Here is a 13,690-nt window from a genome sequence, read left to right as displayed (position 1 = left end):
AGGTGCAATAAGGGCTTAGACAATATGGACGTAATACGTTTTCTGGTTGATTTCATTCTGCATATTGATGTTCACCTGGCGGAGCTGGTCGCGCAGTACGGCGTCTGGGTTTACGCCATTCTGTTCCTCATTCTGTTTTGTGAAACCGGTCTGGTCGTTACCCCATTCCTGCCAGGAGATTCACTGCTGTTCGTTGCCGGGGCGTTATCGGCGTTACCCACCAATGACCTGAACGTGCATCTTATGGTTGTGCTGATGGTAATTGCCGCCATTGTCGGTGATGCGGTCAACTATACGATTGGTCGCGTATTCGGTGAGCGGCTTTTCAGCAATCCGGATTCGAAAATTTTCCGTCGCAGCTATTTAGATAAAACCCATGCGTTTTATGAACGCCATGGCGGTAAAACCATTATCCTTGCGCGTTTTGTGCCTATTGTGCGCACATTTGCACCGTTTGTGGCGGGAATGGGACATATGTCCTATCGTCATTTTGCCATGTATAACGTCGTGGGGGCGCTGCTGTGGGTACTGCTGTTTACCTACGCAGGCTACCTGTTTGGCGATCTCCCTGTGGTTCAGGAAAACCTTAAGTTACTGATTGTAGCGATTATTGTGCTTTCCGTACTGCCTGGCGTTATCGAAATTATTCGTCACAAACGTGCGGCGGCAAAACAAGCGAAGTAAATGCACGCTGGCGGTTCGACCACTTTTTTATCCAAAGTTTCGGGCTGTTATGTTTTAATGTGCAACATTCATGGTCTGTTGGAGGCAAAAATGGCATTATTCGCCTCTTATAGCAAAACTGGCATACGACCAGGTTCAGGCAGAAAGGTTATCAATGAGCTGGATTGAACGAATTAAAAGCAACATTACCCCAACGCGCAAAGCGAGCATTCCTGAAGGGGTATGGACGAAGTGTGATAGCTGCGGTCAGGTTCTGTATCGCGCAGAGCTGGAACGCAACCTTGAGGTGTGTCCGAAGTGTGACCACCATATGCGTATGTCGGCGCGCAACCGCCTGCATAGCCTGCTGGACGAAGGTTCTCTGGTAGAACTGGGCAGCGAGCTTGAGCCAAAAGACGTGCTGAAGTTCCGCGATTCCAAGAAATATAAAGATCGTCTGGCCTCCGCACAGAAAGAGACCGGCGAGAAAGACGCGCTGGTCGTCATGAAAGGCACCCTGCATGGGATGCCGGTTGTTGCCGCTGCGTTTGAGTTCTCCTTTATGGGCGGCTCAATGGGCTCCGTGGTTGGTGCGCGCTTCGTGCGTGCCGTTGAGCAGGCGCTGGAAGACAACTGTCCGCTGATCTGTTTCTCTGCCTCCGGCGGAGCACGTATGCAGGAAGCGCTGATGTCCCTGATGCAGATGGCTAAAACCTCTGCAGCGCTGGCGAAGATGCAGGAGCGCGGTCTGCCGTACATCTCCGTGCTGACCGACCCAACCATGGGAGGCGTCTCCGCGAGCTTCGCGATGCTGGGCGACCTGAACGTCGCTGAGCCAAAAGCGCTGATCGGCTTTGCGGGTCCTCGCGTTATCGAGCAGACCGTTCGTGAAAAACTGCCGCCGGGCTTCCAGCGCAGTGAGTTCCTCATCGAGAAAGGCGCCATCGACATGATCGTCCGCCGTCCGGAAATGCGCCTGAAGCTGGCGAGCATCCTGGCGAAGCTGATGAATCTGCCAGCGCCAAACCCGGATGAGCCGCGCGAAGGCGTGGTGGTACCGGATCAGGAACCCGAGGCCTGATAACTGAAAAGGGCAGGGCCGGTTGGCGCTGCCCTTTTGCTTTCTAATCTGTTAATGACAACCGGGCATTATGGAAAATAAAAGCATTCCCCAAGCCACGTCGCCCCTGGCCGCGTGGCTTTCTTATCTGGAAAACCTGCACAGTAAAACCATCGATATGGGGCTTGAACGGGTGAGCCAGGTTGCCGCGCGTCTCGATGTGCTCAAACCGGCACCTTTCGTGTTCACCGTCGCAGGGACCAACGGTAAAGGCACGACCTGCCGCACGCTGGAGTCCGTCCTGATGTCGGCCGGTTACAGGGTAGGCGTTTATAGCTCTCCACACCTGGTCCGCTACACCGAGCGGGTTCGCGTGCAAAATCGCGAACTGCCGGAATCCGCGCATACGGCGTCGTTCGCGGAAATTGAAGCCGCGCGCGGCGAGATCTCATTAACCTATTTTGAATACGGCACCCTGTCGGCCCTGTGGCTGTTTAAACAGGCGCAGCTGGATGTGGTGATCCTTGAGGTTGGCCTCGGCGGACGTCTTGATGCAACCAATATCGTGAATGCAGATGTGGCGGTGGTTACCAGCATCGCGCTGGATCATATCGACTGGCTGGGTCCGGATCGTGAAAGCATTGGCCGCGAGAAGGCCGGTATTTTCCGTGCAAATAAACCCGCCGTGGTCGGCGAGCCGGATATGCCACACACCATTGCAGACGTAGCAAATGAGAAGGGCGCGCGTCTGCTGCGCCGCGGCGTTGACTGGCAGTATGAAGTGCGTGACAACGCCTGGTGCTTTAGCGACGCGCAGGGGGCACTGGATAACTTGCCGTTGCCGCAGGTTCCGCAGCCGAACGCGGCCACCGCGCTGGCGGCACTGCGCGCCAGCGGATTGGTGGTGAGCGAGCAGGCAATCCGCAACGGCATTCAGAGCGCAATTCTGCCCGGGCGTTTCCAGATTGTCAGCGAGTCACCGCGCCTGATTCTGGACGTGGCGCATAACCCGCATGCGGCGGCGTATCTCGCGGGACGTCTCAAATCGTTACCAAAAACCGGGCACGTGCTGGCGGTTATCGGTATGCTTCATGATAAAGATATCGGCGGGACGCTGGCCTGCATGGAGAGTGTGGTCGATAGCTGGTATTGTGCTCCTCTGGAAGGGCCGCGCGGCGCGACGGCCGAGCAGTTGATGGAACATCTCGGCAAAGGCGCAATCTACAGTAGCGTGGCTCAGGCCTGGCATGCCGCGATGGCGGATGCTAAACCAGAAGATACCGTGCTGGTGTGTGGTTCATTCCACACGGTGGCACATGTCATGGAAGTGATGGACGCGGGGAGAACCGGTGGCGAGTAAGTTTCAGAACCGTTTAACAGGAACCATTGTGCTGGTCGCGCTCGGGGTGATTATTCTTCCCGGGCTGCTCGACGGGCAGAAAAAGCATTATCAGGATGAGTTTGCCGCTATTCCGCTGGTGCCTAAACCGGGTGACCGCGATGAGCCGGATATGCTGCCCGCGGCGACGCAGGCGCTGCCTGCTCAGCCACCGGAAGGCGCGGCGGAAGAGGTGCGCGCGGGCGATGCCGCAGCACCGTCGCTCGATCCGTCTCGCCTGGCGGCAGCGAGCAGCAGCGATATCGATCCGGTGCCGGTAGAGCAGCCTAAACCGGTTGAAAAACCGAAGCCGGTTGAGAAGCCGCAGCCGAAACCGCAGCGCGATAAAACGGCAGAACAGCTCGCCGCGGCGTCAGAAACCCCACCGCCAGCAAAACCGGCGCAGCAGGAAGCTGCTGCCCCAACGGGTAAAGCCTACGTGGTGCAGCTCGGTGCGCTGAAAAACGCCGACAAAGTCAACGAGGTCGTGAGCAAACTGAGAAGTGCGGGATACCGTGTTTACACTTCACCTTCCACGCCGGTGCAGGGTAAAATTACCCGTATCCTCGTGGGGCCAGAAGCGTCTAAAGACAAACTGAAAGGGTCGCTGGGTGAGCTGAAGCAGATCTCCGGCCTGAGCGGTGTGGTGATGGGCTACAGCGCAAACTAAGTACGACCTGCTCCTTTAAGAGAGAGGCGATAAGCCACGGCGTTGAACATTTTTTCAGCGCCTTTTTTATTTACGCGCGGGAAGGAAATCCCTACGCAAACGTTTTCTTTTTCTGTTAGAATTCGCCCCGAACTGGATGACAGGGCGTTTAATCGTGGGACACATATGGTCTGGATTGATTACGCCATCATAGCGGTGATTGGTTTTTCCTGTCTGGTTAGCCTGATCCGTGGCTTTGTTCGTGAAGCGTTATCGCTGGTGACTTGGGGTTGTGCTTTCTTTGTCGCCAGTCATTACTACACTTACCTGTCTGTCTGGTTCACGGGCTTTGAAGATGAACTGGTCCGAAACGGAATTGCCATCGCGGTGCTGTTTATCGCAACGCTGATTGTCGGCGCTATCGTGAATTACGTGATAGGTCAGCTGGTCGAGAAAACCGGTCTGTCAGGAACGGACAGGGTGCTCGGGATCTGTTTCGGAGCGTTGCGAGGCGTGCTGATTGTGGCCGCGATCCTGTTCTTCCTGGATACCTTCACCGGGTTCTCCAAAAGCGAAGACTGGCAGAAATCGCAGCTCATTCCAGAGTTCAGCTTCATCATAAGATGGTTCTTTGACTATCTGCAAAGCTCGTCGAGTTTTTTGCCCAGGGCATAAACCCTGAGATGTGGCTTAACGAGGAAAAGACGAATGTGCGGTATTGTCGGTATCGCCGGTTTCATGCCGGTAAACCAGTCGATTTATGACGCGTTAACGGTGCTTCAGCACCGTGGGCAGGATGCTGCGGGTATCATCACCATTGATGCAAACAACTGCTTCCGTTTACGCAAGGCGAATGGCCTGGTAAACGATGTGTTTGAAGCCCGCCATATGCAGCGTCTGCAAGGTAATATGGGGATCGGTCACGTTCGTTATCCTACTGCTGGCAGTTCCAGCGCCTCCGAGGCACAGCCTTTCTACGTCAACTCACCGTATGGCATCACCCTTGCCCATAACGGCAACCTGACGAACGCACATGAGCTGCGTAAAAAGCTGTTCGAAGAGAAACGTCGCCACATTAACACCACCTCTGATTCTGAAATCCTGCTCAACGTGTTCGCCAGCGAGCTGGATAACTTCCGTCACTACCCGCTGGAAGCAGACAACATCTTTGCCGCGATTGCCGCGACAAACCGTCAGATCCGCGGCGCGTACGCCTGCGTTGCGATGATCATCGGTCACGGTATGGTCGCCTTCCGCGATCCAAACGGCATTCGTCCGCTGGTGCTCGGTAAGCGCGACCTTGGCGATGGCCGTACTGAATATATGGTTGCCTCTGAAAGCGTGGCGCTGGATACCCTGGGCTTCGAATTCCTGCGCGACGTTGCGCCGGGCGAAGCGGTCTACATCACCGAGAAGGGTCAGCTGTTTACCCGCCAGTGTGCCGATAACCCGGTCAGCAACCCGTGCCTGTTTGAATACGTTTACTTTGCCCGTCCGGATTCCTTCATCGACAAGATTTCCGTCTACAGCGCGCGCGTCAACATGGGCACCAAGCTGGGCGAGAAGATTGCCCGTGAGTGGGACGATCTCGACATCGACGTGGTTATTCCTATCCCGGAAACTTCCTGCGATATCGCGCTGGAGATCGCCCGCATTCTGGACAAGCCATACCGTCAGGGCTTCGTGAAGAACCGCTACGTTGGCCGCACGTTTATCATGCCGGGGCAGCATCTGCGCCGTAAGTCCGTGCGCCGCAAGCTGAACGCTAACCGCGCGGAGTTCCGCGACAAGAACGTTCTGCTGGTGGATGACTCCATCGTTCGCGGCACCACCTCTGAGCAGATTATCGAGATGGCGCGCGAAGCGGGTGCGAAGAAAGTCTACCTGGCCTCTGCTGCGCCGGAGATTCGCTTCCCGAACGTGTACGGTATTGATATGCCAACCGCCAACGAGCTGATCGCTCACGGTCGTGAAGTGGATGAAATTCGCCAGATCATCGGTGCCGACGGCCTGATTTTCCAGGATCTGAACGATCTCATCGACGCGGTGCGTGCCGAGAATCCGGAAATTCAGCAGTTTGAATGCTCCGTGTTTAACGGTATTTACGTGACCAAAGACGTTGACCAGCAGTACCTCGACTATCTTGATTCACTGCGCAACGACGACGCCAAAGCCGTCCAGCTGCAGAACGATCTCGAAAGCTTAGAGATGCACAACGAAGGTTGATGCTCCGGCAGGTGAGGGCGAATGCTCTCACTTGCAACTCCCCGCAAAATCCTGCACAGTCTGCCCTGAAATCAGTAAGGGCAAAAATCATGAAACGACTCATTGTTGGGCTCAGCGGCGCCAGCGGCGCGATTTACGGCGTACGTTTGTTACAGGTTCTGCGTAGCGTGGCGGACGTCGAAACCCATCTGGTGATGAGCCAGGCGGCGCGGCAGACCCTCTCTCTGGAAACCGATCTCTCCCTGCGCGATGTTCAGGCGCTGGCGGATGTCGTTCACGATGCCCGTGATATCGCTGCCAGCATCTCCTCAGGCTCGTTTAAAACGGCCGGCATGGTTATCCTGCCCTGTTCAATTAAAACGCTCTCCGGCATTGTGAACAGCTATACGGACACCCTGGTGACGCGCGCGGCGGATGTGGTGCTGAAGGAGCGGCGTCCCCTGGTGCTGTGCGTGCGGGAAACGCCGCTGCACCTGGGCCATCTGCGCTTAATGACGCAGGCTGCGGAGCTGGGGGCTGTCATCATGCCGCCGGTACCCGCGTTCTATCATCGCCCGACCTCGCTGAATGACGTGATTAATCAGACCGTTAACCGCGTGCTGGATCAGTTTGACATCGACCTGCCCGAAGATCTCTTCAGCCGCTGGCAGGGAGCCTGAATCTGTGCACAAAACAGGTGCATGAAAAGACAAGTTGCCCTGTTTCAGGGCAATTATGCAACGGCGATCATATCCTCGACATTTAATTCGTTTTTTCCCTTTTTCTCTTTCCGGTTCGTTCGGCAGACCTGCTATCTTTCACCATTAAGGCAATATCGCAACGTTTTATTAACATATTTAACGTCGAAGTTTTGACCAGACGGCAATGTGGCATAAGACCTGCAAGATGAAGCCTGCAACACAACACACAACACAATACATAATAAAATCACGGTACTTGAGGGTAAATGTATGAAGAAGACGGTTCTGGCTCTGTCTTTGCTCGTGGGGTTAAGTGCGGCAGCAGGTAGCTACGCAGCGCTTCCACAGACGGTTCGTATCGGTACAGACGCAACCTACGCGCCATTCTCTTCCAAGGATGCGAAAGGTGATTTCGTAGGGTTTGATATCGATCTGGGTAATGAAATGTGCAAGCGCATTGCGGTGAAATGCACATGGGTGGGCAGCGACTTTGACGCGTTAATCCCGTCGCTGAAAGCCAAGAAAATTGACGCCATTATCTCTTCTCTCTCCATCACCGAAAAACGTCAGCAGGAGATTGCCTTCTCTGACAAGCTCTACGCCGCGGATTCTCGCCTGATTGCGCCGAAAGGCTCCCCGATTAAGCCCACCATCGACTCTCTGAAGGGCAAACACGTCGGCGTGCTTCAGGGCTCGACGCAGGAAGGCTATGCCAATGCTAACTGGCGTGAGAAGGGCGTAGACGTGGTGGCTTACCAGAACCAGGATCTGATTTACTCTGACCTGGCGGCAGGCCGTCTGGATGCTGCATTCCAGGATGAAGTCGCCGCGAGCGAAGGCTTCCTGAAGCAGCCTGCGGGCAAAGAATTCGCGTTTGCTGGCCCGTCTGTAAAAGACAAAAAGTACTTTGGTGACGGCACCGGTATTGGCCTGCGTAAGGATGATACCGAGCTGAAAGCCGCCTTCGACAAAGCCTTTGCAGAGCTGCGTAAAGACGGTACTTACGACAAACTGGCGAAGAAATACTTCGACTTCAACGTATACGGTGAATAACACCTGGCGGTAACGCACCGGAGAGGTGCGTTGCGGGAGCGGTTGACCCAATACAGTGCATTAAATGCACTGTATTGGATCGCTTTGTGCATACTTACGCATTTATAATGCAAAAATTCCCGCCTGAAGGGCATTAGTCTTTGCCTGGCAGAGGGGATTAATGGCACATTAGCACCACCCCGTCGTCGTAAAAATCCCGTATGAAGACAGTTTGTTGAGGATAAATATGAAAAAACTCGTGTTGTCACTATCTCTGGTACTGGCCTTTTCCAGCGCCACCGCGGCATTCGCAGCCATTCCGCAGAAAATCCGAATTGGTACCGATCCAACCTATGCGCCGTTCGAATCGAAGAATTCAAAGGGTGAACTGGTCGGTTTTGACATCGATCTGGCCAACGAGCTGTGCAAACGCATCAAAGCACAGTGTACCTACGTTGAGAACCCGCTGGATGCGCTGATCCCGTCCCTGAAAGCGAAAAAAATCGACGTAATCATGTCCTCGCTCTCCATCACCGAAAAACGCCAGCAGGAGATTGCCTTCACCGACAAACTCTATGCGGCCGATTCACGTCTGGTGGTAGCTAAAGCTTCTGACATTCAGCCAACGCTGGAGTCGCTAAAAGGCAAACGCGTCGGCGTGCTGCAGGGCACCACGCAGGAAACCTACGGCAACGAACACTGGGCGCCGAAGGGGATTGAAATCGTCTCCTATCAGGGCCAGGAAAATATCTACGCTGACCTGACGGCAGGCCGAATTGATGCGGCATTCCAGGATGAAGTCGCGGCAAGCGAAGGCTTCCTGAAAACGCCGGTGGGTAAAGATTACAAGTTTGGCGGCCCGTCCATTAAGGACGTGAAGTTGTTTGGTGTGGGCACCGGTATGGGCCTGCGCAAAGAAGACAACGAGCTGCGTGAGGCGCTGAACAAAGCGTTCGCTGAAATGCGTGCTGACGGTACCTACGACAAGCTGGCGAAAAAGTACTTTGATTTTAATGTTTACGGCGGCTAATCGCCCCGTCAAATAACGTGCGGCCCCTCCCGCTGCGGGAGGGGAAAAGACACGGTTCCACCACTCACGATACGACAGGGCTCGCGGTATGCTGTACGGATTTTCTGGCGTTATTTTACAGGGCGCGCTTGTCACCCTTGAGCTGGCTATCAGCTCCGTGGTGCTGGCGGTGCTGATAGGTCTGGCAGGCGCAGGGGCGAAGCTTTCGGCTAACAAACCGCTGGCGCTGATTTTTGAAGGCTACACCACGCTTATTCGCGGCGTTCCCGATCTGGTGCTGATGCTGCTTATCTTTTACGGTCTGCAGATTGCGCTGAACAGCGTAACGGACGCGATGGGCATGGGACAAATTGATATCGACCCGATGGTGGCCGGTATTATTACCCTCGGTTTTATCTACGGCGCCTACTTCACCGAAACCTTCCGCGGCGCCTACATGGCCGTGCCGAAAGGCCACATTGAGGCGGCAACCGCATTTGGTTTTACCTCTTCACAAACGTTTCGTCGGATTATGTTCCCGGCCATGATGCGCTATGCGCTCCCGGGCATCGGCAACAACTGGCAGGTTATCCTTAAAGCCACGGCGCTGGTCTCGCTGCTCGGTCTGGAAGACGTCGTGAAAGCGACTCAGCTGGCGGGCAAGAGCACCTGGGAGCCGTTCTACTTTGCGGTGGTCTGCGGCGTGATCTATCTGGTCTTTACGACCGTCTCCAATGGTGTGCTGCTTCTTCTCGAGCGTCGCTACTCCGTGGGTGTGAAGAGGGCTGACCTGTGATTGAGATTATTCAGGAATACTGGAAATCGCTGCTGTGGACAGATGGCTACCGCTTTACCGGCGTGGCGATTACCCTCTGGCTGCTGATCTCCTCCGTGGTGATGGGCGGTATTCTGGCGGTGTTTCTCGCCATTGGCCGCGTGTCGAACAATAAATTCATCCAGTTCCCGATCTGGCTGTTCACCTACGTATTTCGCGGTACGCCGCTGTACGTGCAGCTGCTGGTGTTCTATTCGGGGATGTATACGCTTGAGATCGTAAAAGGCACTGAGATGCTGAATGCGTTCTTCCGCAGCGGTCTGAACTGTACGGTGCTGGCGTTGACGCTCAACACCTGCGCCTACACCACCGAGATTTTCGCGGGGGCGATTCGTTCGGTTCCATACGGTGAGATAGAAGCTGCGCGGGCCTACGGCTTCTCGTCGGTGAAACTCTACCGCTGCATCATTCTGCCGTCGGCCCTGCGTATTGCGTTACCGGCGTACAGTAATGAAGTGATTTTGATGCTGCACTCCACCGCGCTCGCTTTTACCGCGACGGTGCCGGATCTGCTCAAAATCGCGCGCGATATTAACTCCGCGACCTATCAGCCGTTTACCGCGTTTGGCATTGCGGCGGTGCTCTATTTAATTATCTCTTATGTTCTGATTAGCCTGTTCCGTAAGGCTGAAAAACGCTGGTTGCAGCATATAAAACCTTCTTCGACGCACTGAGAAAGATGATGGCTGAGAACAAATTAAACGTTATTGATTTGCACAAACGCTACGGCGAACATGAAGTGCTGAAAGGGGTGTCGCTGCAGGCAAATGCTGGCGACGTAATCAGTATCATCGGCTCATCCGGCTCGGGGAAAAGTACCTTCCTGCGCTGCATTAACTTCCTCGAAAAGCCGAGCGAAGGCTCGATTGTGGTGAGCGGGCAGAATATTAACCTGGTCCGTGACAAAGACGGACAGCTGAAGGTTGCGGATAAAAATCAGCTACGCCTGCTGCGTACCCGCCTGACGATGGTTTTTCAGCACTTCAACCTCTGGAGCCACATGACGGTGCTGGAGAACGTGATGGAAGCGCCGGTTCAGGTGCTGGGCCTGAGCAAGCATGAAGCTCGCGAGCGCGCGGTGAAATACCTGGCGAAAGTGGGCATCGACGAGCGCCAGCAGATGAAATACCCGGTGCATCTCTCCGGCGGTCAGCAGCAGCGTGTCTCCATCGCACGCGCGCTGGCGATGGAACCCGAGGTGCTGCTGTTCGACGAACCGACCTCCGCGCTGGACCCCGAACTCGTTGGCGAAGTGCTGCGCATCATGCAGAAGCTGGCCGAAGAGGGCAAAACGATGGTGGTGGTGACGCACGAGATGGGCTTCGCCCGTAACGTCTCGAACCACGTTATCTTCCTGCATCAGGGGAAAATTGAAGAGCAGGGGCACCCGGACGAAGTGCTGGCGAACCCGCAAAGCCCGCGTTTGCAACAGTTCCTGAAGGGGTCGTTGAAGTAGATTTTGTCTTTCCCCTCTCCCTGTGGGAGAGGGGCGAGGTGAGGGCATCAGGCCGCACCGCACTCCAACCTGTACACCCAGTCGTCATAGCGCACGCCGTCAATCTCATACGCCTTTTCCAGCACCTGCGTACGCACGAACCCGACTTTCTCCAGCACCCGCACCGACCCGCCGTTGTCCGCCAGGACATACGCGTTAATCGCTTTCACGCCGGTCTGGTTGAACGCATAATCACACACCGCGCGCAGCGCCTCGCTGGCGATACCTTTCCCTTGCGCGGCAGGTACCACCGTATAGCCGATATCCGCCTCTTCACGATTCTCTGCGCTGATTTGCAGGCCGATATCGCCCAGCGGCGTATCATCATTCCGGGAGCGAATGACAAACACATGAGCAGCAGCGAGTCGCGCGGCAAACACGCGTCGATTCTCTTTTTCCGGCGCGATGGCGGCCATGTAGCGCATGATACTGCGATCTTCTCGTAGCGAGCGGAAGAAGGCCCAGTCAGTGGGTTCGAAAGGGGTGAGGTAAAGCCGGGGTGTGGTGATGGTTGCCATTGTTACGCCATATCTTCGGAACACGGCCTGTCACTGTACCATATTCACCGCACCACATCCCCCAGCGCCTCTTCTAATTCATACCAGCGGAACGCAAACCCGGCCGCTTCCAGCCGTTTAGGCAGTGCCCGCTGCCCGCCTAATACCAGAACAGACGCTTCACCCATCATCAGGCGAATAACCGTCGCAGGCACGCGCAAAATTGCCGGACGGTGCAGGGCATGCCCCAGCGCGTGGGCAAACTGTTCATTACGCACCGGATACGGCGCAACCATATTGAACGGCCCGCGCAGATCGTTATCCAGCAGCCAGAGAATCCCGTTGACCATATCGTCGATATGGATCCAGGCCAGGTACTGACGACCATTACCGATGGGGCCACCGAGTCCGAGCCGGAAAGGGGGAAGCATCTTAGCCAGAATGCCGCCTTTCGGCGCGAGAACGACACCGGTCCGCAGCAGGCAGACGCGGGTCCGCTCGCTCTGCGCCGCGCAGGCGATACGCTCCCACTGGGCGCAGAGCTTATGGGTAAACTCGTTATGGGGCGGCTCTTCCTCGGTTACAACCACCTCGCCAAGATCGCCGTAGTAGCCCACTGCGGAACCCGAAATCAGCACCGAAGGCGGCGTGTGGCTATTGCGGATCAGCTCGACCAGCTTTTCGGTGATGTTCCACCGGCTGCTGCACAACAGCTGTTTTTGCTCTTCCGTCCAGCGCTTATCGGCGATGGGTTCACCCGCGAGGTTAATGACGGCGTCGAAGCCGTCCAGATTTTGCTGCTCGGCCAGATTTTTCCAGATATCAACACCTGCCCCCAGCACCTGGCGCGCTTTCTCCGGGCTGCGCGTGACCACGGTAATGTCGTGATGCAAGGCCTGCAGACGCGCAATGAGGTGACGACCAATCAGGCCTGTACCGCCGGTCAGCAAAATCTTCATACAACCTCCAGGTTTACGCCTGGCGCCGCCAGCTTAACGTCATGGAGACGGAATCGGCATAGCGCAGGGCGTGAAGTTTATCGATCTCAACTTCAGCATAAGTGACCCAGTGATGTTCGCGTGCGATATCGAGCACATCCTGAGTTAATTTTTCCAGCAGAGAGAAGCGGTTATTCTCAACGTACTGGATGATGTTTTTGGTTATTGTGCGGTAGTTCAGCGCGTCGTTGATGTCTTCGCTGGCCCGCGCTTTGTCTGCGGGGTAGTGAATTACCACGTTAATGACAATATCCTGACGGTTGGCGATCTCTTCCTCTTTGATGCCGATGAAGGTACGCAGGCGTAAATTTTTTATGCGAATAATAGCGTCTGGCTGTGACATTGCAGGTCTTCTCCGTGTCAGTATTTCCTGCCCATAATACATGAGAGCTTCACAGGCACCCAGCCTCATACCGGGTTAAATTTGCAGGATTTTTTGCATCGCCCGCTCGGTCGCCGGGCGGGTCCGGATGCGCTCAAACCAGTTGTTCACCGCCGGGTAAGCGGCCAGGTCAATGCGGTGTTTTTCATGCGTATTCACCCACGGCCAGCAGGCGATATCGGCAATACTGTAATGATCGCCCCCGAGCCACGGCGTTTTCTTCAGCCGACGGTTCAGAACGTCATAGAGCCGTTGAGTCTCAACCTGATAGCGTTCTATCGCGTAAGGAATAGGCTGCGGGGCGTAAGCGGTAAAATGATGATTTTGTCCCAGCATGGGGCCCAGCCCGCTTGCCTGCCAGAAAAGCCATTGCAGGGTATGGTGACGCTCGCGCAGTTCGCCGCTCAGCAGCTTGCCGGTTTTCTCCGCCAGATAGAGCAAAATTTCACCGGATTCAAACAGGCTCAATGGTCTGCCCCCGTCCGCCGGCTGGTTATCAATAATGGCCGGGATTTTATTATTCGGCGAGATAGCCAGAAAGAGAGGGCTGAACTGTTCGCCTTTGCTGATATCCACGCGAATGATCCTGTAATCCAGCTCGGCTTCTTCAAGAAAGAGGGTGATCTTATGGCCGTTTGGGGTAGGGGCGTAATAAAGGTCGATCATTCTCAACTCCTGTCCATGCGAATAGTGGTGCCATGACAAATGAGTATAGGTGGTTGTTGTAAATCGTGAGTTTTCATCAAGTGACAGCGAGGCAAAGAGATTATATGTTGAGTAAAAACC

16 protein-coding genes are annotated in these 13,690 nt (G+C 55.2%); 12 read left to right on the top strand and 4 right to left on the bottom strand.

Annotation, left to right across the window (positions count from 1 at the left end; all coding sequences use genetic code 11):
* The first annotated feature begins 24 nt into the window (after positions 1-24).
* The 12 genes from AB3N39_RS14705 (at position 25) to hisP (ending at position 10,988) form a co-directional block, all read left to right on the top strand.
* Entirely contained in the window at positions 25-684 is a 660-nt protein-coding gene (locus tag AB3N39_RS14705; RefSeq protein WP_133294864.1) for a DedA family protein, read from the top strand.
* Positions 685-838: 154 nt separating this feature from the next.
* Positions 839-1,744, top strand: coding sequence for an acetyl-CoA carboxylase, carboxyltransferase subunit beta (accD, locus tag AB3N39_RS14700; protein WP_111965256.1), 906 nt, complete (start codon positions 839-841; stop codon positions 1,742-1,744).
* 70 nt (positions 1,745-1,814) lie between these two features.
* Positions 1,815-3,083 carry a bifunctional tetrahydrofolate synthase/dihydrofolate synthase gene (gene folC, locus AB3N39_RS14695; protein ID WP_136195499.1) on the top strand — a complete coding sequence of 423 codons (1,269 nt, stop codon included), beginning with the start codon at positions 1,815-1,817 and terminating at the stop codon, positions 3,081-3,083.
* Positions 3,073-3,771 (top strand): cell division protein DedD, encoded by a 699-nt coding sequence (gene dedD / locus AB3N39_RS14690; protein ID WP_045402682.1) that lies wholly within the window; start codon positions 3,073-3,075, stop codon positions 3,769-3,771. Before folC ends, dedD begins: the two co-directional genes overlap by 11 nt.
* A 165-nt stretch (positions 3,772-3,936) precedes the next feature.
* Positions 3,937-4,425: a colicin V production protein gene (gene cvpA, locus AB3N39_RS14685; protein ID WP_000262116.1), complete on the top strand. Its 489-nt coding sequence runs from the start codon at positions 3,937-3,939 to the stop codon at positions 4,423-4,425.
* A 33-nt stretch (positions 4,426-4,458) separates the two neighbouring features.
* The gene (gene purF, locus AB3N39_RS14680; protein ID WP_021241570.1) at positions 4,459-5,976 is read left to right on the top strand and encodes an amidophosphoribosyltransferase; all 1,518 of its coding nucleotides are present in this window, start codon (positions 4,459-4,461) and stop codon (positions 5,974-5,976) included.
* A gap of 89 nt (positions 5,977-6,065) precedes the next feature.
* On the top strand, positions 6,066-6,635 hold the full coding sequence (locus tag AB3N39_RS14675; RefSeq protein ID WP_136195498.1) for a UbiX family flavin prenyltransferase: 570 nt from the start codon (positions 6,066-6,068) through the stop codon (positions 6,633-6,635).
* A gap of 291 nt (positions 6,636-6,926) precedes the next feature.
* Positions 6,927-7,709 (top strand): lysine/arginine/ornithine ABC transporter substrate-binding protein ArgT, encoded by a 783-nt coding sequence (gene argT, locus AB3N39_RS14670; RefSeq protein WP_023616063.1) that lies wholly within the window; start codon positions 6,927-6,929, stop codon positions 7,707-7,709.
* Between the two features lie 226 nt (positions 7,710-7,935).
* Positions 7,936-8,718, top strand: coding sequence for a histidine ABC transporter substrate-binding protein HisJ (hisJ, locus tag AB3N39_RS14665; protein ID WP_023336423.1), 783 nt, complete (start codon positions 7,936-7,938; stop codon positions 8,716-8,718).
* Positions 8,719-8,806: 88 nt separating this feature from the next.
* Positions 8,807-9,493 carry a histidine ABC transporter permease HisQ gene (locus AB3N39_RS14660; protein WP_014832782.1) on the top strand — a complete coding sequence of 229 codons (687 nt, stop codon included), beginning with the start codon at positions 8,807-8,809 and terminating at the stop codon, positions 9,491-9,493.
* Complete coding sequence (locus AB3N39_RS14655; RefSeq protein ID WP_008502590.1) at positions 9,490-10,206, top strand: ABC transporter permease; 717 nt, start codon at positions 9,490-9,492, stop codon at positions 10,204-10,206. Before AB3N39_RS14660 ends, AB3N39_RS14655 begins: the two co-directional genes overlap by 4 nt.
* A gap of 8 nt (positions 10,207-10,214) precedes the next feature.
* Positions 10,215-10,988, top strand: coding sequence for a histidine ABC transporter ATP-binding protein HisP (gene hisP / locus AB3N39_RS14650; RefSeq protein ID WP_014832781.1), 774 nt, complete (start codon positions 10,215-10,217; stop codon positions 10,986-10,988).
* Positions 10,989-11,035: 47 nt separating this feature from the next.
* On the opposite strand, the gene AB3N39_RS14645 is transcribed toward hisP, so the two are convergent.
* From AB3N39_RS14645 to yfcG, 4 genes are all read right to left on the bottom strand, one after another.
* Positions 11,036-11,545, bottom strand: coding sequence for a GNAT family N-acetyltransferase (locus tag AB3N39_RS14645; RefSeq protein ID WP_133294862.1), 510 nt, complete (start codon positions 11,543-11,545; stop codon positions 11,036-11,038).
* A gap of 44 nt (positions 11,546-11,589) precedes the next feature.
* Complete coding sequence (locus AB3N39_RS14640) at positions 11,590-12,483, bottom strand: TIGR01777 family oxidoreductase (RefSeq protein WP_127731804.1); 894 nt, start codon at positions 12,481-12,483, stop codon at positions 11,590-11,592.
* A gap of 13 nt (positions 12,484-12,496) precedes the next feature.
* Entirely contained in the window at positions 12,497-12,865 is a 369-nt protein-coding gene (gene folX, locus AB3N39_RS14635) for a dihydroneopterin triphosphate 2'-epimerase (RefSeq protein ID WP_023312555.1), read from the bottom strand.
* A 75-nt stretch (positions 12,866-12,940) separates the two neighbouring features.
* On the bottom strand, positions 12,941-13,570 hold the full coding sequence (yfcG, locus tag AB3N39_RS14630) for a GSH-dependent disulfide bond oxidoreductase (protein WP_367896833.1): 630 nt from the start codon (positions 13,568-13,570) through the stop codon (positions 12,941-12,943).
* Positions 13,571-13,690 lie beyond the last annotated feature (120 nt).

This window comes from Enterobacter vonholyi, from assembly GCF_040834095.1.
Lineage (GTDB): Bacteria > Pseudomonadota > Gammaproteobacteria > Enterobacterales > Enterobacteriaceae > Enterobacter > Enterobacter vonholyi.
This window is presented reverse-complemented; position numbering and strand designations above follow the sequence as displayed.